The organism is Parafrankia sp. EAN1pec (assembly GCF_000018005.1).
GTDB classification, from domain to species: Bacteria; Actinomycetota; Actinomycetes; order Frankiales; family Frankiaceae; genus Parafrankia; species Parafrankia soli.
The window spans coordinates 4,862,643-4,884,922 of the sequence record NC_009921.1 but is presented as its reverse complement, the minus strand read 5'-3'; the positions used below and the strand labels follow the sequence as shown (position 1 = coordinate 4,884,922).

The 22,280-nt window shown below is 73.4% G+C and carries 18 protein-coding genes; 8 read left to right on the top strand and 10 right to left on the bottom strand.

What is annotated here, in order from left to right; genetic code table 11:
* Positions 1–96: 96 nt before the first annotated feature.
* The 5 genes from FRANEAN1_RS43720 to FRANEAN1_RS19865 all read right to left on the bottom strand — a co-directional run bounded on the left by FRANEAN1_RS43720 (position 97) and on the right by FRANEAN1_RS19865 (position 5,996).
* Entirely contained in the window at positions 97–1,044 is a 948-nt protein-coding gene (locus FRANEAN1_RS43720) for a TetR/AcrR family transcriptional regulator (RefSeq protein WP_020461620.1), read from the bottom strand.
* Between the two features lie 92 nt (positions 1,045–1,136).
* Complete coding sequence (locus FRANEAN1_RS19880) at positions 1,137–1,760, bottom strand: TetR family transcriptional regulator (RefSeq protein ID WP_347176680.1); 624 nt, start codon at positions 1,758–1,760, stop codon at positions 1,137–1,139.
* Positions 1,761–1,861: 101 nt separating this feature from the next.
* Positions 1,862–3,529 (bottom strand): CocE/NonD family hydrolase, encoded by a 1,668-nt coding sequence (locus FRANEAN1_RS19875; RefSeq protein ID WP_020461618.1) that lies wholly within the window; start codon positions 3,527–3,529, stop codon positions 1,862–1,864.
* An 86-nt stretch (positions 3,530–3,615) separates the two neighbouring features.
* Entirely contained in the window at positions 3,616–5,307 is a 1,692-nt protein-coding gene (locus FRANEAN1_RS19870) for a hypothetical protein (RefSeq protein ID WP_020461617.1), read from the bottom strand.
* Between the two features lie 74 nt (positions 5,308–5,381).
* A complete protein-coding gene (locus FRANEAN1_RS19865) occupies positions 5,382–5,996 on the bottom strand; it encodes a TetR/AcrR family transcriptional regulator (RefSeq protein ID WP_020461616.1) in 615 nt (204 codons plus the stop codon).
* Positions 5,997–6,097: 101 nt separating this feature from the next.
* Here FRANEAN1_RS19865 and FRANEAN1_RS19860 point away from each other — a divergent pair, with 101 nt between their 5' ends.
* The 3 genes from FRANEAN1_RS19860 (at position 6,098) to FRANEAN1_RS19850 (ending at position 8,754) form a co-directional block, all read left to right on the top strand.
* Positions 6,098–7,036, top strand: a complete 939-nt coding sequence (locus FRANEAN1_RS19860) for a daunorubicin resistance protein DrrA family ABC transporter ATP-binding protein (RefSeq protein WP_020461615.1) — start codon at positions 6,098–6,100, stop codon at positions 7,034–7,036.
* Positions 7,036–7,908 (top strand): ABC transporter permease, encoded by an 873-nt coding sequence (locus FRANEAN1_RS19855; RefSeq protein ID WP_020461614.1) that lies wholly within the window; start codon positions 7,036–7,038, stop codon positions 7,906–7,908. The genes FRANEAN1_RS19860 and FRANEAN1_RS19855 overlap by 1 nt, the downstream gene beginning before the upstream one ends.
* Before the next feature lie 72 nt (positions 7,909–7,980).
* Positions 7,981–8,754 carry a Clp protease N-terminal domain-containing protein gene (locus FRANEAN1_RS19850; RefSeq protein WP_020461613.1) on the top strand — a complete coding sequence of 258 codons (774 nt, stop codon included), beginning with the start codon at positions 7,981–7,983 and terminating at the stop codon, positions 8,752–8,754.
* Positions 8,755–8,802: 48 nt separating this feature from the next.
* On the opposite strand, the gene FRANEAN1_RS19845 is transcribed toward FRANEAN1_RS19850, so the two are convergent.
* The 3 genes from FRANEAN1_RS19845 to FRANEAN1_RS19835 form a co-directional block, all read right to left on the bottom strand.
* Positions 8,803–11,073 (bottom strand): serine/threonine-protein kinase, encoded by a 2,271-nt coding sequence (locus FRANEAN1_RS19845; RefSeq protein ID WP_020461612.1) that lies wholly within the window; start codon positions 11,071–11,073, stop codon positions 8,803–8,805.
* A gap of 8 nt (positions 11,074–11,081) precedes the next feature.
* Positions 11,082–13,400, bottom strand: a complete 2,319-nt coding sequence (locus FRANEAN1_RS19840) for a protein kinase (RefSeq protein WP_020461611.1) — start codon at positions 13,398–13,400, stop codon at positions 11,082–11,084.
* A 109-nt stretch (positions 13,401–13,509) separates the two neighbouring features.
* Positions 13,510–16,062 (bottom strand): protein kinase, encoded by a 2,553-nt coding sequence (locus FRANEAN1_RS19835; protein WP_020461610.1) that lies wholly within the window; start codon positions 16,060–16,062, stop codon positions 13,510–13,512.
* Between the two features lie 494 nt (positions 16,063–16,556).
* Here FRANEAN1_RS19835 and FRANEAN1_RS19830 point away from each other — a divergent pair, with 494 nt between their 5' ends.
* Positions 16,557–17,198 (top strand): carbonic anhydrase, encoded by a 642-nt coding sequence (locus FRANEAN1_RS19830; RefSeq protein WP_041256192.1) that lies wholly within the window; start codon positions 16,557–16,559, stop codon positions 17,196–17,198.
* A gap of 502 nt (positions 17,199–17,700) precedes the next feature.
* Here the strand turns inward: FRANEAN1_RS19830 and FRANEAN1_RS19825 are convergent.
* Positions 17,701–18,336 (bottom strand): NAD(P)H-binding protein, encoded by a 636-nt coding sequence (locus tag FRANEAN1_RS19825; RefSeq protein WP_020461607.1) that lies wholly within the window; start codon positions 18,334–18,336, stop codon positions 17,701–17,703.
* 100 nt (positions 18,337–18,436) lie between these two features.
* Here FRANEAN1_RS19825 and FRANEAN1_RS19820 point away from each other — a divergent pair, with 100 nt between their 5' ends.
* The 4 genes from FRANEAN1_RS19820 to FRANEAN1_RS19805 all read left to right on the top strand — a co-directional run bounded on the left by FRANEAN1_RS19820 (position 18,437) and on the right by FRANEAN1_RS19805 (position 21,143).
* Positions 18,437–18,946, top strand: coding sequence for a MarR family transcriptional regulator (locus tag FRANEAN1_RS19820; RefSeq protein ID WP_041254417.1), 510 nt, complete (start codon positions 18,437–18,439; stop codon positions 18,944–18,946).
* 58 nt (positions 18,947–19,004) lie between these two features.
* Positions 19,005–19,334: a PadR family transcriptional regulator gene (locus FRANEAN1_RS19815; protein WP_157472720.1), complete on the top strand. Its 330-nt coding sequence runs from the start codon at positions 19,005–19,007 to the stop codon at positions 19,332–19,334.
* Complete coding sequence (locus tag FRANEAN1_RS19810; RefSeq protein WP_020461604.1) at positions 19,331–20,326, top strand: hypothetical protein; 996 nt, start codon at positions 19,331–19,333, stop codon at positions 20,324–20,326. The genes FRANEAN1_RS19815 and FRANEAN1_RS19810 overlap by 4 nt, the downstream gene beginning before the upstream one ends.
* Positions 20,327–20,465: 139 nt before the next feature.
* Entirely contained in the window at positions 20,466–21,143 is a 678-nt protein-coding gene (locus FRANEAN1_RS19805; protein WP_020461603.1) for a hypothetical protein, read from the top strand.
* On the opposite strand, the gene FRANEAN1_RS19800 is transcribed toward FRANEAN1_RS19805, so the two are convergent.
* Positions 21,133–22,071, bottom strand: a complete 939-nt coding sequence (locus FRANEAN1_RS19800; protein WP_020461602.1) for a helix-turn-helix transcriptional regulator — start codon at positions 22,069–22,071, stop codon at positions 21,133–21,135. The genes FRANEAN1_RS19805 and FRANEAN1_RS19800 overlap by 11 nt on opposite strands.
* Between the last annotated feature and the right edge of the window lie 209 nt (positions 22,072–22,280).

The following is a 22,280-nucleotide window of genomic DNA, read 5'->3' as shown; positions in this document are numbered from 1 at the left end:
GCCGGAGGGCGGGGCAGTCGAATGGGAAAAGTCGTGATGACTTTCCGGGTTCTCCCTATACCAACGTCGACCTCGGCGGTCACCGCCGGTGGGGAATCAGGCCGCGGCGGCGTCTGGTGGCAGGGCGGCGGCGATGCCGGACAGCAGCCAGTCGAGGCCCTGCTCGAAGGCCCGGTCCGCATGCCCTCCCGAGAGCGTGAGCGGTTCGGTCAGCACCTCGGCGAGCGCCGGGTGCTGTCCGCTCGCCGCGAGCTGGTGCAGATGCTCGACGACGGCCTGCCAGCGCGGTTCGGCCGGCAGGCCGGGCACCGCGCGATCGACCGCGGGCGCTCCCGTGCCACGGTCGCGCTCGTCCCCGCCGCCGCCACCCGCCCGCGCCGGGGCCCGGTCCTGCTCCGCGGCCAGGCGACGCTCAGGGGCCAGGTTCTGGTCTGGAGCCGAACTGCGGTCTGGGGCCGGGCCGTCGGCGGCGCACGCCTGTTGGCCCTCGCGCTTGCGCGCGGAGACCTCCCCGAGGATGTGCCCGATCACGAACGTGTCCACGGCCCGCAGGATTTCAATCTTGCGGCTGGTCTCCACCCGCAGGCCGGTGAGGGCCTCGAACGACTGCTCGATGTGTCGCACGGCGTTCGGGCCGATGTTTCCGCGTTTCACGACGGACCGCAGCATCCACGTATGGCGCAGGCCCACTTCCCGGCTGCGGGCAGCGATGGCCCGCATCGCCGCCTGCCAGTCCGTGGGCAGCGCCTCGGTCAGGACAGCCTCCCCGGCCACCCGGTCGGTCATGAGGTCGAGCAGGTCGTCCTTGCTCGGGACGTGGGTGTAGAGGCTCATCGGCCGGGCGCCGAGCACGGCCGCGACCCGGCGGATGGAGACCGCGTCGAGCCCTTCGCGGTCGGCGATGCCGATGGCGGCTCCGACGATCGCCGCGCGGGTCAGCCCGGGTCTGGGCGGCGCCGGCGGATTTTCCCACAGCGGGCCGAGTGCCGCACCGGGCCCGGTTCCCCCGCTCGCGGCGCGAGGTTCCGGCTGCCGGTCATCCACCCGTCCAACACTAGCCGCGTACGGCTTCGATCAGGTGCGACGTGAAACGTCTGCCACGATGGCCTCCACTCCTCGGAGCGAGGGATGGCGCATCATTCGCTGGCGCCGGCCCCGCCCAGGACGACGGTGTCGATGACGGTGAGGGCATCGCTGATCGTCGCCGCCAGGTCTCCGCCGAGCAGATACCAGCGGGTCTGCGCGGCGAGGATGATCGCACCCGCGGCGACTGCGAGCATCGCGGGCTCCAGGTCGTCGGGCGCCTTGCCCAGCCGCGCGCCAAGGAACTCGGCGAGGACGCCGTTGAACTCCAGGATGCTCACACCGAGCATCACCCGGGTGGCGTACAGGCTGGCCTCCACGACCTGGACCCACCGGGCGACCTCGGCCGAGTCCTCGGCGGCGACGACGTCCTGGACGGCCTGGCGGACCGAACGCATCGGCGCCTCGTCCTCCGGTCGGGTCGCCAGGGCGGTTGCGACGGCCTGTGCCCGGCGCCGGACGACGGCCCGCAGGACATCGTCCTTGGCCGGGAAGTAGCGGTAGAACGTGCGGACGGAGATCCTCGCGGCGGCCGCGATGTCGTCGACCGTCACCACGTCGAATCCGCGGAGCTCGAACAACTGGAGAGCGGCTGACTCGACGGCCCGGGCCGCGGCTTCCAGCCGGTCGGCCCGGGCCTGTCGCACACTCGGCGACGTCCGGTACGGCCTCTTCACGCCGTCCCCCGTCACTCGCCCTCCTACCCGTGCGCCCGCGACGGTGGATAGGACCGTCCACCGTCAGGCTAGGCGCCGGGCAGGCCCCCGCAGGCTCAGGGTCAGGCGACGGTCGGAAGGGTCAGGGTGGAGCCGCCGACGCCGGTGGCGACGGTGACGTCGACCGGGGTCGGATTCTGGGTGAGCATCGTCGGGACGCCGCCGGAGACGCGCACGGCGATGCGGTGGCCGGCCCCGAACTGCCAGTCGTCCGGCCGGATCGGAACGGTGAGGGTGACGGGTGCCCCGGTCGGCACCGGGGTGGGCACGACGCTCGAGATCCGGTGGCTGGCCCGGAGGAAGCCGTTGTTGACCAGCGTCTCGGTACCGTCCGGGCCGACGTCGAGCAGTTCGACGTAGAGGTTGGCGTCCGGGCCGGACAGCCGCGCCTGCAGTGTGAGCGTCGGGCGGCCGAACAGCGACGTCGGTGCGGTGAGCGCGTCGGTCTGGAAGAGGAGGGACCCCCCGGCGGTCGACGGGTCCTGCGGCTGGTGGAACGTGCTGGTTCCGGGTGTCAGGCTGGCCGCTCCGAGCGAGCCGTCCGGGTTGAGGGTGAACGCACGTACGGGGGTGCCGGTCGGCCGGTAGCCGACGATCTCCCGCCAGCCTGAGGAGGTCGTGGCGGGGCTGGCGCCGGCGTAGCTGACCAGGGTCGGCTGGGGTGGGATCGGGACGTTCGGAAGCCGCAGCACCCAGTGGTCGAACCAGGCGAGCGTGATCCCCGGGGAAAGTCCTTCGGGGTTACAGAGCCCCGGGCAGTTCGGGTACCGCAGCGGGGCCCGGTGCGGCCACTGGCCGTAGATGGCCCACGTGCGGCTGAGAGCACCTTCGATGTTGGTGAGCTGGCCGGAGCGGAAGTACTGGTCGACCCACCCGCCCATCGCGAAGATCGGGACATTGATCTCGTCGTGGTGGCCGACGAACGTCCGCGACCGCCAGTAGCTGTCGTAGGTGGGGTGGGCGCGGTTGGCCGCGTACTCGGCCGCGGCGTTGATCGCTCCGCCGCTGATCAGCTGCGCGGTGTCGGGCCAGTTGTCGACGCTGCCGCCCTCGGTGGTCTTGATGCCACCGGGGTAGATGACGTCGCTGTAGAGGTCGGCCGGCGACTGCAGCGGGGCGATGGCGACCAGGTGCGGCGGCCGGTTGATGGCGGCGGCGTAGGTCGTGTCACCGCCGTAGCTCTCGCCGGTCATTCCGATCCGGCCGTTCGAATAGGGCTGGACGGCCAGCCATTCGACCAGGTCGCGGGCGTCCTTGCCGTCCTGGGCCGACATGGCGTTCTGCCAGGTGCCCCCTGATCCGCCGGTACCCCGCAGGTTGCAGACCAGGGCGTTGTAGCCGTGGGTCGCGAAGTAGGTGGCCTCACTGGCGACATAGGTCGCCCGTAATGCCGTATACGGAGTGAACTCGACGACCAGGCCGGGGAAGGTACCCGCGGCCGGCACACCGTTGGTCGCCGGCCGGACCAGGGTGCAGCTGAGTGGGGTGCCGTCCCGAGTCGGAACTGTGGTCTCGGTGGAGACGGTCTGGTAGGTGGCCGGACGGTCGTAGTTCCACCAGGCCTGTGTGCCCGCCGATAAAGGCCGGGCGAGGACGGGCGAGGGCGGGGATGTCGACGGGGCGGCGATACCGGCCGTTGCGGACAAAGCCGATGCGGACAAAGAGGCGGCGACCGCCAGAGCGGCGACCGGAGCGAAGCGGCGGATGAACGTTGGCGCACATCTGGCCATGAGGCTCCTTCCCAATCAGACGGCAGATACTGCCATACAATTTGAGGAAGGTCACGACGGTCCGTAATTCCGCGTACCGGTTCAGGTCAGCTCGGCGGCTCGGCGGTTCGAGGCGGCCAAGTGATGGGCAGCTCGGTCATCCGGGCGAGCAGCCGGGCCAGGAAGAGCGTCTGGCGATGCAGTAGGTCCCGGTCCAGCTTGTCGAGGTTGTCGCCCTCGGTGACCTGGAGCAGGTAGGCCGGCCCGGTGATCATCGCGATGGTGGGGATGCCGAGGCGGTAGGCGAAGGTCCCCTCGCCGTAGAGGCCGTCCTGGAACGGCTTCTGGATGCCGGTGCGGGCCAGGTCGCTGTGGCGGACCTCGTCGGTGGCCAGCCGGCGCAGGGTCTCGCTGTTGCCCACCGCGACGGCGACCGGCTCGGTGCGGCCGGTGGCGCGGTAGGGGCCGGTGCCGCCGTCGTCGTCCCAGGCCATGGCGCCGAGGTGCTCGGCGACGAGCGCCATGTCGATCCCCGCCGTGATGTCGGGATGCTCGCGCAGCCACTCGTCCGGCTTCACGGTCGCCGTCTCGGCGGTCATGTGGCTCGGAGAGAACATGAACAGCAGGTCGCGGCGGCGGGTGGCGGCCGGGAACCGGCTGAAGTACTCGGCGAGCGCGAGCAGCGCCGGGCCGCCGTTCTCCTCGAGCGCGTTCTGCCCGTCGGTGTGGGTGGCGACGAGGACGGCCCGTGGGTCCTGGCGCGGCCCGGCTCCGGGCAGGCGGGCCAGCAGGTAGTCGACGGTGGTGCGGCTCCGGTCGGCGTCCAGGACGAGGGTGGCGCGCACCGGCCCGCGGGCGAGCAGGCCGCGCAGGACGGCGCCCTGCTCCCGGTCGACCCGCAGCGCCGGGAGGTCGGCGTGCTCCTGCTGGTGCGGGGTGTACTGCCCGGCGGCGAGGGCGGGTGACATGTCGGAGACCTCGATCATGCCGACGGCGCCGTGGGCGCGGGCGGTGGCCAGGCTCGGCGCCGGCGGGACCCCCAGCCAGACCCGGGAGTAGTCCTCCGCCGCGAACTCGGCGCGGGCCTCGGGCGGGTGGACGTCGTACGCCAGGTCGGCGAGCACCGAGGCACGCAGCCGGGCCACCGGGGCGTCGACCAGCACGATCGCCCCGGACGGCGACCCCGCGACCGGGCCGCCCAGGGCATCTGGGGCTCCCAGAGCATCCGGGCCGCTCGCGGCGCCCGCCAGGCCGGCGCCGGCGGCCTGGTAGTCGGCTTCGGCGCCGGCACCCAGGTCGACCAGCGGTCCTTCGACACCGGCCGGGCCGGTCTCCCCCGAGTACGGCCGGTAGTAGGCGACGGGCACCGACCGGGTCGCGCCGGTGGCGTCGGTGACCCGCAGCGACCAGGACCGCGCGAGCCACTGCGACAGCAGGGTCGGATGGCGGGTCACCTCGAGGCCGTAGTCGCGCAGCTGTCGCTCGAGGTCGTCGATGTGGTGCCGGTGCGCCGCCGAGCCGGTGAACCGCGGTCCCACCGCGGTCATCCGCTCGACCCAGCCCCAGAGCGTGTCGACGTCCACCAGGTCGGTGGCGGCGATCGGGCTCGGCGTGCCGGTGGCGAAGGGCCGGGGCGCGGCGGTGGCCGACGGTGCGCCGCCCGGATCGGGCGCCGGGCCGTCGCAGCCCGCCGCCCCGGTGCCGGCGACCGCGGCGAGCCCGCCGGAGGCCGCCAGCCGCAGCGTCGCGTCGAGAAATCCCCGCCGGCTGGCCGGCTGCCGCCCGTCCCGCGCCGTCATGGCCCTGGATCATGGCAGGTGCGCGGCCACCCGTCGCCACCTGACGGCTACCCGCGCGACACGGCGTGGTTCGGTCAGGAGGTACGGGTCGGCTGCGCGAGGGCGGCGGCCGGGGACATCAGGTCACCGACGGCGGCGCGCAGCATCCGGCCGAGGTCGGCGTCCGGGACGGCGGCGAGCACCTCACCGCCGAGCACGAACCCGCCGGCGATTGCGCCGAGGGCGCACATCAGCCGCACCCGCAGCTCCACCGGGACGTTCTCGTCGGTGAGGATCCGCTGGAACCGCTCCTGCAGGTCGGCGTGGTCGGCGTCGTGGCTGTGGCCGTGCAGCCGTTCGAGCGCACCGTGGTTGCGGATGTGGAACAGGAACAGCGACCGGTTCGCCAGCATGGTGTTGACGACGAGGTCGAGCAGCTGCGGCCAGCGCTCCGGGCGGGCCAGATCCGCCTCGAGGTCGTCGAAGCCCGCCCGGCCGAGATCGTGCAGACGCAGGTGCAGGGCGAGCAGGATGTCGTCCTTGCTCGAGAAGTGGTAGTAGAGCGCCGCCTTCGTGAAGTTCATCCGCTCCGCGATCTCGCGCAGCGACACCGCTTCGTACCCGGCGGTGCTGAACAGCTCCAGGGCCACGTCGAGGATCCGTTCCCGGGTGCTCTTCTCCCCTTCGGTGGGCGCGGGCGGTCTGGGCATGATCTCAACCTACTTGACGACCTGACACGATGTTGCTTACCTTGCGACAGGTAAGTCAGCTTACCTGCTGGCAGGTAAATATTCGGCGGGACGGAGCCCGGATGGACCAGATCATGATCGAGGCGACGGACCTCGCGAAACGCTACGGCGACACCCAGGCGCTGGCCGGGGTCGACCTGAGCGTCCCCGCGGGAACGATCCTCGGTGTCCTCGGCCCGAACGGGGCGGGCAAGAGCACCGCCGTACGGATCCTGACGACGCTGGCCCGGCCGGACGCCGGTCACGCCCGCGTCGCCGGCTACGACGTCGTCACCCAGGCCGGCGAGGTCCGCCGACGCATCGGCGTGACCGCGCAGGACGCCACCGTCGACGAGGCGCTGACCGGCCGGCAGAACCTGCGGATGGTCGCCGAGCTCAGCGGCCTGCGCCGCGGCGCGGCCGCCACCCGCGCCGACGAGCTGCTGGAGCGGTTCGAGCTGGCCGGCGCCGCCGACCGCGTGGTGAAGGGCTACTCGGGCGGGATGCGCCGGCGCCTCGACCTCGCCGCCAGCCTGGTCGCCCACCCGGCCGTGCTGTTCCTCGACGAGCCGACCACCGGGCTGGACCCGACGAGCCGGGCGCGGATGTGGGACGTCGTGCGCGACCTCGTCGCGGCCGGCACGACGATCCTGCTGACCACCCAGTACCTGGAGGAGGCCGACGCGCTCGCCGACCGCATCGTGGTGATCGACCACGGCCGGGTCGTCGCCCGCGGCACCGCCGGTGAGCTGAAGGCGGCGACCGGCGGGCACCGGCTGGAGGTCACGCTGAGCGCCCCGCACGACGGCGCACTCCCCGCGTTGGCGCCTCTCGTCGAGGGCCGGGTCGACGTCGACGCGGACGGGCGGCGGCTGCGGGCCGGGGTGCGCAGCGGCTCCGGGGTGGCGACCGAGGTGATCCGGGCCCTCGACGGGGTGGGTGCGCTCGTCGACGACGTCGTCGTGCACGCCCCGTCCCTCGACGACGTCTTCTTCGCGCTCACCGGCCAGGGAGTGTCCTGATGTCCCAGCTCACCGTCGCGACCGGCACCCCCACGCCGAGCGCCCCCGCGACGCCCGCGGCGCCCGCGCGGTCGGGCTCGATCGGCCAGGCGGTGCGCGACGTCGTCGTGCTGACCCGCCGCAACCTCGTCCACGTCGCCCGGGAACCTCTGCAACTGTCCGACGTGACCATCCAGCCGGTGCTGTTCACGCTGCTGTTCGTGTACGTGCTCAGCGGCGGCGTGGCCGTCGGAGGCGGGGACTACAAGCAGTTCGCGATCGCCGGGCTGATCTCGCTGAACCTCACGACCGCCTCGATCGGGACAGCGGTCGGCCTGAGCACGGATCTGGGCAGCGGCGCCGTCGACCGGTTCCGCACCCTGCCGATCTGGCGGGCCGCCGTCCTCGTCGGCCGGTCGCTGTCCGACCTGCTCTCCTCACTGGTGTGCATGTCGATCGTCGTGCTCACCGGGCTGGCGATCGGCTGGCGGCCACACACCTCGCCGGCCCGGTTCGTGGCCGCGCTGGCCGTCCCGCTGCTGTTCAGCTACGCGCTGGCCTGGGCGACGGCGTGCCTGGGCATGATCAGTGAGGGGCCGGAGAGCGCGCAGGGGATCGGGCTGGTGCTGCTGTTCCCACTCGCGTTCGTCTCCAACGCGATGGTGCCCACGGCCGGCATGCCGAGCGCGGTGCGGGCGATCGCCGAATGGAACCCGGTCAGCGCGGTGACGGCGGCCGCGCGGGACCTGTTCGGCAATCCGAACCCCTCGGCCGCCGCGGACGCCTGGCCGATGCAGCACCCGGTGGTCGCCGCCGTGCTCTGGTCGGTGGGGATCGTCGCGGTGTGCGCGCCGCTGGCGGTCGCCCTCTACCGGCGCCGCACGACCGACTAAGCGCAGCCGCAGCCGCAGCCATTCGTCAACTCTAGGTTGACGCTCCGAGGAGCGTCAACCTAGAGTTGACGAATGACGAACCCGAGCCCCGTCCCCATCAGCAACCCCGTCCGCCTCGACGACCTCATCGCGGCGATCAAGAAGGCGCACTCGGACGCCCTCGACCAGCTCACCGACGCCGTGATGGTCGCCGATCACCTCGGTGAGGTGGCCGACCACCTCATCGGCCACTTCGTCGACCAGGCCCGCCGCTCGGGCGCGTCCTGGACGGAGATCGGCGCCAGCATGGGCGTGACGAAGCAGGCGGCCCAGAAGCGCTTCGTACCCAAGGGGCCCGGCGAGCCGTCCAGCCTCGACCCGTCACAGGGGTTCGGCCGCTACACCCCGCGGGCCCGCAACAGCATCGTCGCCGCCCAGAACGAGACCCGGGCGGCGGGCAACGCCGAGATCACCCCCGGTCACCTGATCCTCGGCCTGCTCGCCGACCCGCAGGGCCTCGGCCCGGCCGCCATCGCCGCCCAGGAGGTCTCCCTCGACGCCGTCCGCCAGGCGGTGACCGCGGCCCTGCCCCCGCGGGTGGACGACCTTCCCGCTCTGATCCCGTTCGACGGGCCGTCCAAGAAGGCCCTGGAGCTCACCTTCCGGGAGGCGCTGCGGCTGGGGCACAACTACGTCGGCACCGAACACATCCTGCTGGCGCTGCTGGAGCTGGAGGACGGCACCGGCCCGCTCACCGCCCTGGGTGTCGACAAGGCCACCGTCGAGACCTACCTCGCCGAGGCCCTCTCCCTGATCACCGCCGGGCGCGCCACCGGCGGCCAGGACTCCGGCGCGTCCCCGTCCTGACCTGGCGACGGCCCCGGGCCTCGCGCTCTCACGCTCGCGGTGCCACGGTCACTCGTGAATCGTGGTGATGATCCCGTCGAGGCCGACCCGTCGGATGGTCGTGCCGGTCTCGTTCACGTACAGGACGCCCGCGGCGTCGACCGTGATGCGGCGGGGAGACCAGAGCCGGGCCTTCGCGGCGGGGCCGCCGTCGCCGTCCGAGCCGAGCTCGCCGGTGCCGGCGACGGTGGTGATGGTCCCGCCGGGGTCGACCCGCCGCACCCGGTTGCCGAGGGACTCGACGACGTACAGACCGCCCGCCGGGTCGAACGCGAGGACAGAGGCCTCGACGGACAGGCTCAGGGCGGCGGCGGTCGCCGGGCCGCCGTCCCCGCTGTCGCCCTCCCGGCCGCCGCCGGCCAGGGTGCGCACGGCGCCGTCCGGGCCGAGCACCTGGATCCGGTCGGCGGAGTAGTCGGCGATGTAGACCTGTCCGTCGCGTACCTCCAGGTCACCGATGTTGGCCGCGACGACGGGCACGTCCTCCTCGCCCTCCGGGGGCGCCTCGGTGGATCCCGGCTCCTGCGTGCGGGCGACGACGTGCAGGATGCCGTCGCGGTCGACCCGGTAGATCCGGCCCGCGCCGTAGAGGTAGAGGTCGCCGTCCGTGTCGACGGCTATCGGGCCTGAGATGAGGGAGAGCGAGACCTCGGTTGCCGGCTCGCCCTCCCGGGCGAGGCGCGTACCGCCACCCACCACCGTCGTGATCACCCCGTCGCGGCCGATCCTCCTGATCTTGCCGTTCGAGTCCTCGCCGAGATAGACGGTGCCGGCGCCGTCGACCGCGACGGCGTCGAGCCCACGCAGGCGTGCCTGGACGGCGGGACCACCGTCACCGTCCGACCCCTGCGCACCGGTGCCCGCGACGACGGACACCTTCCCGTCCAAACCCAGCCGCAACAGCCGGGTGCCGCCGTCCTCGACGACGTAGAAGCCGCCGGACGGCGCGGCGGCCCAGGCGGCGATGCTGTCGATCGTCGCGGGCGCGGGAGTCCGCGGCGGGGCGGTCGGGGTGACGGGGACGGCGACCTGGTCGTCGGAGCCCGCACCGCCGCCGACGAGCACGACCACTCCGGTGACGGCCAGGGCGACCGCGGCCACCCCGGCGGCCACGGCGGCGGTGACGCGCCGCCCGCCCCACCCGGCGGTACGCCGGCGCGCGCCGTACGGGGTGCCCTCGAACAGGTTCCGGCCCGGCGGCCCGGACGCGCCGCCGGAATCCGCGGAGCCCCCCGGACCGGGCCCACCCGGCGCGACCGGAACCGCCACCGGACCGGACGTCACCGCCAGGTCAGCCGCCCCCGGTGAGCCCGGCGGGCCGGGTTCGCCGGGTGGGCTCACCGGACCGGAGGGTCCGGGCGGGACGGACCGTCCCGCGGCCGGGGTGAAGCGGCGGACGGTGCCGGTGCCACCGGGCGGATCCGGTGCGTCCGTGGTCTCGGTGCGCCGGACGATCAGCCCGCTGCGCGCCAGCCAGTCCGGGCCGAACAGGCCGAGGGCCGCCTCCGCCAGGGCGCGGGCCAGCTCGTGCGCGCCGGGCTGGCGGGCGGCGGGATCCTTGGCCAGCGCACGCAGGATGATGTCGCTCACCACCGGCGGCACGCCGGGCGGCACGGGCGGGTCGACCTCGCACTGATGGCGCAGCAGCTGCGGGACCCCCAGCCCGGGGTCGAACATGGGCCGGCCCGCGGCCAGCTCGTAGAGGACGGCGCCGAGCGCGTAGAGGTCCGCGGGCGGCCCGACCGGCGCACCGGTGATCTGCTCGGGCGCCATGTACTTCGGGGTGCCGACGGCGCGGCTGACCGCACCCGCCCCACCCTCGACGATCTTCCCGATGCCGAAGTCGGTGAGCTTGGGCTGCCCGGCGTCGGTGAACAGGATGTTGTCCGGTTTGATGTCGCGGTGCAGCACGCCGTGGGCGTGCGCGTGGGCGAGCGCGTCGGCGACGGCCACCCCGACGGCGAGGGCCGCCTCGGCCCGCAGGCGGTGCTGGGCGAGGCTGCCGCCCCCCAACTTCTCCATGATCAGCAGGCACAGGTCGTCCTGGGCGACGTAGTCGTAGATGCGGACGATGTGCGGGTGGTCGAGGCGGCTGAGCATCCGCGCCTCGGCCCGGAAGTCGTCCGTGAGCGCCGCCGACAGGATCTTGATCGCGACAGGGCGGTCGAGATCCTGGTGGTGCCCGGCGATGACCAGGCCGAACGAGCCCGAGCCGAGCTGGTCGCCGAGGGTGTAGCGGGGCAGCGCGTGGGCGATCCGCGCGCGGTCGACGGCGGGCACGCCGGACCCTAGGCCGCGGTGCCCGCGGCCGCGGGCGTCGCACCTGTCGAGGGCGGGACGGGTCCGGCGGGCGCCGGGGACGCGCCGGGGGCCGGTGAGGACGTCGGGCACGGCGCGGCGGCGCAGCTGCCCGGCGGGAGGCGTACGGCTCGCACCCGGCTGTCGATACCGTCGGCGATGTAGAGGTTCCCGAGCTGGTCGAGAGCGAGTCCGCCCGGGTACACCAGCTCGGCGGCGGTCGCCGGGCCGCCGTTGCCGGAGTACTTCGACACCCCCGTACCGGCGATCGTGGTGATGGTCCCGTCGGGGGCGATGCGGCGGACCCGGTTGCTCCCCGGGTCGGAGAGGTAGACGTTGCCCGCAGCGTCGACGACGAGGTCGGCGCCGACCGCGTTGATCTGCGCCTGGTCGGCCGGGCCGCCGTCACCGGAGTACCCCGTCTTTCCCGTCCCGGCCAGCGTGCTGATCGTCCCGTCCCCGGCGATGCGGCGCACCCGGTGGTTGTCCTGGTCGGCGACATAGAGGCTGCCGTCGGGGCCGCGGGCCAGCGCGCTCGGATAGCTGAACCGGGCGGACGTGGCCGGGCCGCCGTCACCGCCGAAGCCCTCCGCGCCGGTGCCCGCGATCGTGGTGATGATCCCGTCCAGGCCGATGCGGCGGACCCGGTTGTTCTCACCGTCCGCGATCAGTAGACTCCCGTCGGTCTCCATCAGCACGGTGTTGGGGTAGTTGAGCTTCGCGTTCACCGCGGGTAGGCCGTCGCCCGAGTAGGCCAGGCCGTCCTCGCTCACCTCACCGGCGAAACCGAACTCGTCCTGCCCCGCGATCGTGGTGATGATCCCGTCCCGGCCGATGCGGCGAACCCGGTGGTTCCGCGTGTCGGCGACGTACAGGGTTCCGTCGGGGGCGACCGCGACGCTGGTCGGCTCGTCGAGCTGCGCCTCGGTGGCCGGGCCGCCGTCGCCGGAGAAGCCGTCCGCCCCGGTGCCGGCGACCGTGGTGATCGTGCCGGCCCGGTCGACGCGGCGGATCCGGTGGTTGTCGGTGTCGGCGACGTAGACGTAGCCGCGCGGGGCGTCGATGGTCAGGTCGCTGGCCCGGTCGAACTCCGCCTGTACGGCGGGACCGCCGTCGCCGGAGAAGCCGTCCGAGCCGGCCCCGAACACGGTGGTGATCGTGCCCGTGGCCAGCTCCGGCTGCCAGGCCGGCGGCGGCGCGGGCGGCGCCGGGGGCGCGGGCTCGGGCTGGCCCCACACCGCCCAGCCGACCCCGCCACCGGCGACGAGGGCGAGGAGGACAACCAGCGCCGTCACCGCGAGCGGCACCCGGCCGCCGGATCCGCCGCCGGCGAGCAGCACCGCGGGCAGCCGGGAACGCACCCGTCCGGCCGGGCCCGGGCCGCCGGCACCGCGCCACGGATGGTCGTCGGCCCGCGGGGCCCGCCCGAACCTGCGGGTGGTGATCTGGCGGACGTCGTCGGCGAGGTGGATCGGGATGCCGGCGCGGTCGAGCCAGTGCCGCCCGAACACGGCGGTGGCGGCGCGGGCCAGATCGATCGCGAACGCCCGGGCGCTGGGATGGCGGTCCTCGGGCCGCTTGGCCAGGCTGCGCATCAGCACGGCGGCCAGCGGAGCCGGCACCCCCGGCGGCGGGGGCGGGACGACCTCGGTGTGATGGCGCAGCAGCACCGGCAGCGGCAGCGACGGCGGGGCCAGTGACGCGCCGGTGAACAGCTCGTAGAGGACGACGCCGAGCGCGTACAGGTCGGTGGCCGGGCTGAGCCGGTCGCCGGTGATCTGCTCGGGGGCCATGTAGCGGGGGGTGCCCACCACCCGGCTCGCCGTCGACGCCGACCCCTCGAACACCTTCGAGATACCGAAGTCGGTGATCTTCGGCTGGCCGGCGTCGGTGAACAGGATGTTCGCCGGTTTGATGTCGCGGTGCAGCACGCCGTGCGCGTGCGCGTGGGCGAGCGCGTCGGCGACGGCGAGGCCGACCGCGCAGGCCGCCTCGGGGCGCATCACCCGGTGCGTCAGCGTCCCGCCGGGCAGCATCTCCATCACCAGCAGACACAGGTCACCGCGGGTGACGTAGTCGTAGGTCCGCACGATGTGCGGGTGGTCGAGCCTGCTGAGCAACCGGGCCTCGGTGCGGAAGTCCGCCGCCGCCTCGGCCGCTCCGCTGGAGAGCACCTTGACCGCGACCCGCCGGTCGAGCTCCTGGTGGTAGCCGGCGAGGACGAGCCCGAAGGCACCCGACCCCAGCTCACCGCCGATCCCGTAGCCCGGGAGCGCGGCGGCGACACGCGCGCGGTCGACGACTGGCACGGCTCCCCTCCGTCCTGGTCTGGTCGTCCGGTCTGTCGGTTGTCCGGCTGTCTGGTCCGCTGGTCCGCTGGTTCTCGTTCCGGCACCGGGACGGCCGGCGGCTCCGGTGCTACCCGGAGCCGGTCAGCTCCACGTGGAGCACCCGGTTGTGTCGCCGGTCGGCGACGAAGACGTCCCCGGTGGGATCGAGCGCGACCGGCCCATCGGGACTCATCTCGTCCGGGTCGACGGACTCGTCCCGGCCCGGGTGGGCGGTGCCCGCGACGGTGGTGATGATCCCGGACGGGTCGACCCGCCGGATACGCCGGTTGGTCCGGTCTGTGATGAAGATGGCGCCCCGCGCGTCGACGGCCACCCCGCGCGGGGAACGCAGCGTGGCGCGGGTAGCCGGCCCGCCGTCGCCGGAGTAGCCGGGCAGGCCGGTGCCGGCGACGGTCTCGATCACCCCGTCCAGCCCGATCCGGCGGATCCGGTTGTTGCCGGAGTCGGCGATGTAGAGCCGGCCGGGGCGGTCCATCGCCACGCTGATCGGGAACGCCAGCAGGGCATCGGCCGCCGGGCCGCCGTCACCGAACGCGCCCTCGCCGTCCCCGCCGGCCACGGTCTGGATGATCCCGTCGGTGCCGACCCGCCGGATCCGGTTGTTGCCGCTGTCGGCGATGTAGATGTTGCCGGTAGGGTCGGCCACCACCCCACCGGGGTACCAGAGGGTGGCCTCGGTCGCCGGCACACCGTCCTCGCTGAACCCACGGTCATCCTTGCCCGCCACCGTCGTGATGGTCCCGGACGGGTCGACACGGCGGATGCGCTGGTTGAACGTGTCGGCGATCAGGATGTTGCCGGCCGAGTCGAGCGCGACGGCCGCCGGCTGGCGCAGCCGTGCCTGGGTTGCGGGGCCGCCGTCGCCGGAGAAGCCCGCCTCGCCCGTCCCGGCGATCGTGGTGATCGTCCCGTCCGCCGTGATCCGCCGGACCCGGTTGTTGTCGAAGTCGGCGACGTAGATGTTGCCGGCCCAGTCCGCGACCATCCCGAACGGGCCGTTGAGCGCCGCCGAGCCGGCGGGGCCGCCGTCGCCGGAGAACGCCGCCTCGCCCGTCCCGGCCACCGTGACCACCGGGTACGGCGGTGGCGGCGGCAGCGGTCCCGGCCGCTCCGGCGGCGCCGCCGTACCCGGACCGCTCAGCGGGCTGGCCGGAGCGGCACCGGTGACCGCCTGCTCGTCGCCGGTGACCCGCGGGACGACCAACGCGGCCACGACCGCCAGCACCGCCGCGACCGCAGCGCCAACAATCCAAACCCGCCGCCGGGACGCCCTCCGGCCGGCCGGTCCATCAGGCCCGCCGGGGCCACCGGGGCCACCGGGGCCACCGGTGTCGTCATGGCCCGAGCGGGTCGGCGGTCCCTCGGTGGCCGTGCCAGCATCGGTGGCGCTGGTGGCCCCGGGGCCGCCACCGGCCGGCTCGCCTGGCGCCGCCGGCGGGAACGCGCCAGGCGGGCCGACAGGCACGGGCTCCGGAAGCAGGGAGGTCACCGGCGGCAGCGGCGGGTCCAGTCTCGTGGTCCGCCCCGCCGGATCGTCCTCGGCCCAGCTGGCTCCGGCCCCTCCGGGGCCGGAGCCAGGTGCGCCGGTGGCGCCCGGCGGTCCCAGCGCCGGGTGGGGCCCCGACCCCTGCTCGCGCAGCCCGTCACTGACCGCCAGCGGGACGTCCGCCCGCGCCAGCCAGTCGCCGCCGTACCCCAGCCGCGCGGCCGCGGCGAGATCCATGGCGAACTGCCCGGCGGTGCGGTGCCGCTCCCCCGGCGCCTTCGCCAGCGCTCTGGCCAGCACCGCCGCCACCGGTGGCGGAACGCCCGGCGGCGGGGCCGGGACGACCTCGCAGTGATGGCGTAACAGGTCTGGCGTGGTCAGGCCGGCACCGAACAGCGGCGTCCCGGCCAGCAGCTCGTACAGGGTCGCGGCCAGCGCGTAGACGTCGGTCGCGGGCCCCAGGCGGCCCCCGGTCACCTGCTCGGGTGCCATGTACTGGGCGGTTCCGACGACGCCGCCGGCGATGAGCGACGTCCCATCGACGAGCCCGACCACGCCCAGGTCCGTCAGCTTCGGACGGCCGTCCGCGGCGAAAAGGATGTTGGCGGGTTTGACGTCGCGGTGCAGGACGCCGGCGGCGTGGGCGTGCATCAGCGCATCGGCGGCGGCGAGCACGACCGCGCACGCGGCCGGCGGGGTCAGGCTCTGGCTGGCCAGCGTCCCGCCGGGCAGCAGCTCGCTCACCAGCAGGCGCAGCCCGTCGACGGGGACGATGTCGAGCAGCCGGCACAGGTGCGGATGCTCAAGCTGGGTGAGGATCCGGGCGTCCTGGTCACGGTCCGGGGCCGGCGGCGGACCGGCCCCGGGATCCGACCCGAGCACGACGGTGCCCGCGGACGCCCCGCTGGGGCCGTCACCGTCGGCCACGCCCAGGTCGAGGATCTTGACGGCCACGTCCGTTGCGGCGCCGTCGCCCGCCGCGTCGCCTCCCGCCTGGTCCAGGCCAGGCGCGCCGGGGCCGGGTGCGAGTCGACGCCCGGCGATCACCAGACCGAACGCGCCCGCGCCCAGCTCGCGGCCGAGCACGTACCCCGGCAGCGCCGCGGCCACCCGAGCCCGGTCGATGACCGACACAGACCGACCTCCTGGTCGCCGCCCCGCGGAACGATGGTGCGCGAGACGCGCCCGCTATCACCATCCGTGCCCCTTTTCGGGCACCCCTAGAGTGCCGGATGGTAGCAAAGCGCGATCGGTCCCGGTCTGGCAGTGATACGCCCACCCCGGGCCCTAACACGACCGACGCATGACTGGCTTCGGCCCCACCGCAGCACTCTGACCTGCGGTAACGCAGCGAACGAGATGCCCGGCGGCCGCGGCACCCGCCCCGACTCGCCGGACCGACCGGTACCCGCTGACGGCTATCCGACAACGAGGCCAGCAACGGTGTTGACTATCTTGGGTTTGGGATGGCGGGCCGCGCTCGAGGGGCGGGACCGGGCATATGGACGCCCCGGTACCCGGAGGAGACACTTCGACGACCGGGCCTTCGCAGCGCCCGGCTGGTTGGCTGCTGGTGGCGTTGGCGCGATCGGGTTCGGTTCGGCGCCTGACCAGATAGATTGCTGCGCGTGCCCGATTTCGATCTCGCTGTTTCCTCGCCCGCTGAGGCGTTCACGGTCCTGAGGGAAGGCAACGCGCGCTTCGTGCGTGGTGAACGGCTGCACCCGAACCAGGATGCTGACCGTCGATCGGCTGTGGCGCCGAGACAGCATCCGTTCGCCGTGCTGTTCGGATGTTCTGATTCCCGCCTGGCAGCTGAGATCATCTTCGACCGGGGATTGGGGGATCTCTTCGTGGTGAGGACCGCCGGTCACGTCGCCGGGCCTGAGGTTCTGGGCAGCATCGAGTACGGCGTCAGCGTGCTCGGCGCGCCACTCGTCGTCGTTCTCGGGCACGATTCGTGTGGCGCTGTCACCGCGGCGTCCGAGGCAGATCGTGACGGGACCGCGCCTGCGGGCTATCTCGGGGACGTGGTCGAGCGGGTGATGCCGAGTGTGTTGTCGGCGCGGGCGGCCGGACACACTGACATCGACGCGTTCGTGCGCACGCATATCCGGCGGACGGTCGACGGCCTGGTCGGCCGGTCAGTCCTGCTCGCGGCCGAGGTCGCCGCAGGACGATGTGCGGTAGTCGGTCTGTCCTACCGGCTCGCTGAGGGCACCGTCGGCGTTGTCACCAGCCACGGGCCTGTACCCGCAGCCACCCGATGACCTGCGCCGGCGCCCTCCGGCTGCTCTATCTGGCGTTCATTCTCGGCCCAAATATCCCAACCCTCACCCGGGTCACCCGGCGGATTCTCCGAGACGTAGATATGCCAACCCGTTCCGGTTCTGTCTTTTTCTATGTAGATATAACGGCCATCACACTCTCCGGCTACAACCCTTCCAGCCACGCCTGTCCGCCACAATGGAGACGAAGACCGTTCGCACTTATTCTACCGACATCCGTCGAACGGGAGCCGTCACCTACCAACATACGCCCCGCTAGCGCGGAATTAGGGCGCGAAGCTCGTCCCGCGATATTGAACATCTTGGATCCGGTGCGAGCAAGTCTCACAATACGATAGGCCCTATACGCCGTGACCGCGCCCCCTGCCACTGGGATAAAGGAGGCTGCCGTCCCAGAAGGCGACAGGCCGCTCAGGATCCGCGGGTGTGTGGCCTCGTTGATGGTCGTCGGTGGTCGTGGCGCCGGCGGGCAGCCGGCGGCGGCTCAGTGCGCGACGGTTACCGCTCGGCGGTGGAGGTCGCGGCGGTCGAGCACGTCCAGTAGGGCCATGGCCAGGTCGGGATAGGTGATGCTGCGGGCCCTCGGCAGCGGCGCCTCCGTGGCGACGCGGTAGGAGCCGGTCCCGGGGCGGTCGATCAGGCGGGGCGGGCGCACCGAGATCCAGTCGGCGTCACTGGTCCGCAGGATGTCCTCCATCCGCCGCATGTCGGCGTAGGCCTCGCCGAAGAAACGGTCGAGCACCGGCATCATCACCCGCCTCTCCAGGAAGGGCAGTTCGCCGCGCGGCCCCGCCGGGGTCGCGGAGATCACGGCGATGGTGCCCGCGCCGCCGGCCCGCATCGCCGCCAGCAGGTTGCGGGTGCCGGCGGAGTACACCGTCGTCGGTTCCCTGCCGGCCGCCGCGCCCAGCGCGGAGACGACGGCTTCGACGCCGGCGAGCGCCGGGAGCAGAGCATCCCGGTCGAGGACGTCCGCGGCGGCGACCTGCAGGTTGTCGTGCCGGACCGGCACCGCCTCGGGCCGGCGTGCCACGGCCGTCACCCGATGGCCGCGGGCAAGCGCCTGCTCCACGACCAGGGCTCCGGTCCGCCCGGTCGCCCCCACCACGGCGATCTTCATCTCAGCCACTCCCCACCTCGATCACACAGAATCGGCACGAAACACCCGTCCAGTGATTGTCACCTTAGATGACAATCACTGGACGGTACACTTCCGACTCGTGAGCGACGCCCCGGCGGCCCCCTACTCCGCGTCCCTGCCCTTCCTGTTGTCCCAGGTCGGCGCCCGCACGGCGCAGGAGTTCGCCGACCGACTGGCGCCGCTCGGCGTCTCACCGCGCGCGTTCGGTGTGCTCAGCAACCTGACCACCGCGGCCGCAGGCCGGACCCAGCAGCAGCTCGCGGACGCGCTGGGCATGCACCGCAACAACATGGTCGGGTTGATCGACGAGATGGAGGAGGCGGGCTGGGTCCGGCGGCGGCGCAGCGCACAGGACCGGAGGGCCTTCGAGATCGACCTGACGCCGGCCGGCACGGCGCTCCTGGAGCAGGTCGCGGAGGTGATCCCACTGCTGGAGGGCAAGATCGCCCGCGATCTGACCGTCGACGAGCGGCGGGTGTTCGTCGGCCTGCTGCGCCGGGTGGCCGCGACGCTGGAGCTGCACCCGGGGATCCATCCGCACCTGGGAGCCCGGCCCCGTTCCACCTGTGCGACGCCCGAGGATTCCTAGGCCGATCACCGGCCGCCGGTATACCGATGGGCGGCACAGTTGGCGGTATGATCGCGGGGTGTCCGCCTCCGTCCCGCTGCGGGAACCGACGTTTCTCATTCTCGCCGCGCTGGGGCCCGGGCCGCTGCACGGCTACGGGGTGATCAAGGCCGTCGAGGAGATGTCCCAGGGGCGTGTCCGGCTCCGCGCGGGCACCCTGTACGGCGCGCTCGAACGCCTGGAGGCTGACGGGCTCGTCGCCTTCGACGGTGAGGTGTCGGACGGCGGCCCGCCACGCCGCAACTACCGGCTGACCAACACCGGTGCCGACCTGCTTGCTCAGGAGGCCGCGAGGCTGCGTGCGAACGCCGACCTGGCCGTGGCCCGGCTCGGGCTGCGCGGCACGTGACGGCGTCCACCCCCGGCCCGCTGGGACGCTGGAGCGACGGCCGACTCGCCGCGTCGACGCGGTGGCTCGCCGCCCGCCTCGAGGGCGTGGACCCCGCGTTCACCCACGACGTGGCGCTCACCGTCGCGGAGGTCGGTGCCACCCGCGGCCGGCGCGCCCACCTCGGCGAGCTCGGGTCGCTCGCCGCGCTGGCGCTGCGCCTGCGCGCACGGGCCCGCGCCGGACCGGGACCTGTCGACATCTGGCGCGGCGGCCTGTACCTCGGCGCGGTGGTGTTACTGCTCGTCATGACGGTGGACGTCTGGACCGCACAGTTCGGCGGCGCGACGCCCCGGATCACCCCCGCTCTCCTGATTGGTCCGGTTCCCGGGTGGTGGACCGCCGTGACGGGGGTGACCGGGGCGGTAGGCGTCGGACTGGGATACAGCGGGCGGCGGGCCGGCGCGCTGACGGCAACCGCGCTCACGGTCCTGGTCACGATCACAGCCAGTCTGACCGCCGCAAACAGCGACGGGTACGGGGATCTCGGCTGGCTTTCCGGCCTCGGCGTGGTCTTCCTGGGCCTGCTGCTGGGCCGGCCGGCGCAAAGGCCGGCGGCAGCGGCCGGGCCCTCCGTGCGGCGCTGGCCGCGGTCCGCGCGCCGGGCCGGCGTCGCCGCGACCTACGCCGCCGGCCCGCTGCTCGCACTCGCCGCGACCTGCACCGCGGGAGAGGCGGCACCGGTCGCGCTCCGCCTCGGCCTGACCGTCCTGCTGCCCGCCTTGTGCGTCCTGCTCGGCGGGCAGGATCCACGACTGGCGGCCGCCGCGGCCGTCGTGTGGTTCGGCCGGCTCGCACTGGGTGCGCTCGGGGAGCTCGGCGACGCCCTGCGGACCGTGGCGCTCGACCGTGACGGGCTGCTCCTGCTGCGCTGGCTGCTGATGGCGGCGGGAGTGGCGATCGCGGTGGCGGTGACCGGCAGTGGAAGCCGCCGCCTCACCGAACTGCACTGAACCTCGCCTCCAGCGGGGCGGCCAGCTGTCCCGTTGCCCACTAGTACGCCTACCGTTATATTGGCGATCAGAGTACCGGCTACCGATATAGACAAGGTCGGTGGCCGGGGCGACACTCCCCGCCGTTCGGAGGACGATCATGAGCACCGACCGAGACACCCCACCCAGCCCGCCCGCTGTCGAGCCACGAACCCGGCTCGCGGCCGCGGCGGCGAGCATCGCGGGCGGCGCCGCCGTCCTGCTCGACGCGCCGGTGGACATCGCCGGCAGCGAGAACGCCGTGCTGAACACAGCCGGGGTCGCCGCGCCCGTCCTCGCGGTGCTCGCCGTCGCCGGCATCACCGCCTGCCTGCGCAGGCCGGGTCCCCTCGCCGGGCCGGGCAACCGGCTGCTCGACCTGGGCGCGCTGGCGAACATCGTCGGGCTGGTGCTGCTGACCGGTATCGAGTTCTCCCGGGTGTACGTGTTGTTCCCCCTGGATGAGCCCGTCCGCGACGCGCTCGCGGACTCCGCCCCGACGATGCCGGCCGTGTACACCGCCGGGATCCTCTACGTCGCCGGCAGCATGCTGTTCGCCACGGCGCTCGTCCGTGAACGGTTCGTCCCCGTCGCGAGCTGGCTCCTCCTGCTGACGGCCCTGCCCGGCACACTGGTGGACGTCCTTCCGCTTGCCCTGGTGGCCGTCTTCCAGGCCGTGGCCGGAGCCGCGTTCGTCCTGGTCGGCATCCACCTGCTGCGGGCGGACCGCGACCGCGGCGGCCTCGGTGACCACGGCACGGGTGCGGGCGTGGGGAGGGTGACGGTGGTTACGGGATGAGGTGCTGGCTGCCGGGAGTCGTGGCGAGGTGCTGGCTGCCGGGAGTCGTTGCGCAGGGGTGCTCGCCGACGGCCGTGGCCGTGTCGACGGTGGCGGCAGCGAGGCTGGCGAGCAGGGCGAGCCGTTCGGCGCTCGCCGAGCCCGGTTCGGGGGAGAGCACGAGCAGCCGCAGGCCCGAGTCGTCCTGCACGCGCAGCACCTCCTCGGCGAGGACGAGGTCACCCACCAGCGGGTGCCGGTACTCGCGGACGGCGTGCCCGCAGTCGCGCACCTGGTGGCGGGCCCAGTTGGCCGCGAACTCCGGGCTGTTCACGCACAGCTCGCCGATGAGGGTGGTGAGCTGCTGGTCGTCGGGATACTGCCCCGATGCCAGCCGCAGGTAGCGGACGACTTCATCGACCTTGCGCCGCCAGTTCACATAAAGATCACGGATGTGGGGGTCCAGGAGGATGAGGCGGGCCATGTTCGGCTGGGTCGCGCAGCGGTTCGGCGCCGCGAAGTCCAGGTGCGGCGCGAGCAGGGCGTGCGCGAGCCGGTTCCAGGCCAGGACGTCGGTCCGCCGTCCGATGACGAGCGCCGGGACGTCGCGCACCGCGTCCAGCAGCAGCCGCACGCCCGGGCGGACCTTCTCCGGCCGGGCGGTGCGCCGGGCGACGCGCGCCGGGCGGGCCAGGGTGCGCAGGTGAGCGTGCTCGTCGTCGCCGAGCAGCAGCACCCGGGCGAGCGCGTCCAGGACCGCGTCGGACGCGTTGCGGCTCTGTCCCTGTTCCAGCCGGGTGTAGTAGGTGACGCTCACCCCGGCGAGCTGGGCCAGCTCCTCACGCCGCAGGCCCGGGACGCGGCGGCGGTCACCCGGGCGGGTCAGGCCGACGTCCGCGGGCGTGATCTGGTTGCGCCGCGAACGGAGAAACTCCCCCAGCTCGGTCATGCTCGGCATTGTCACGCCGCGCGGCGCGCGAGTCGACGGGGCGAAGGTGACCCTGCCAGTGCCAGGAACCACAAGGACCGGGTTCCGCCGCCGGGCTATTCCCAGTGGTCGTCACCCTGACGGTGCCACCCACGCCGTGGGCAGGACCCGTGGGGGTGGCAACGGCGGGGGCGTGGCTAGGGCGATCGACGTCCAGAATCGTGCGGGGC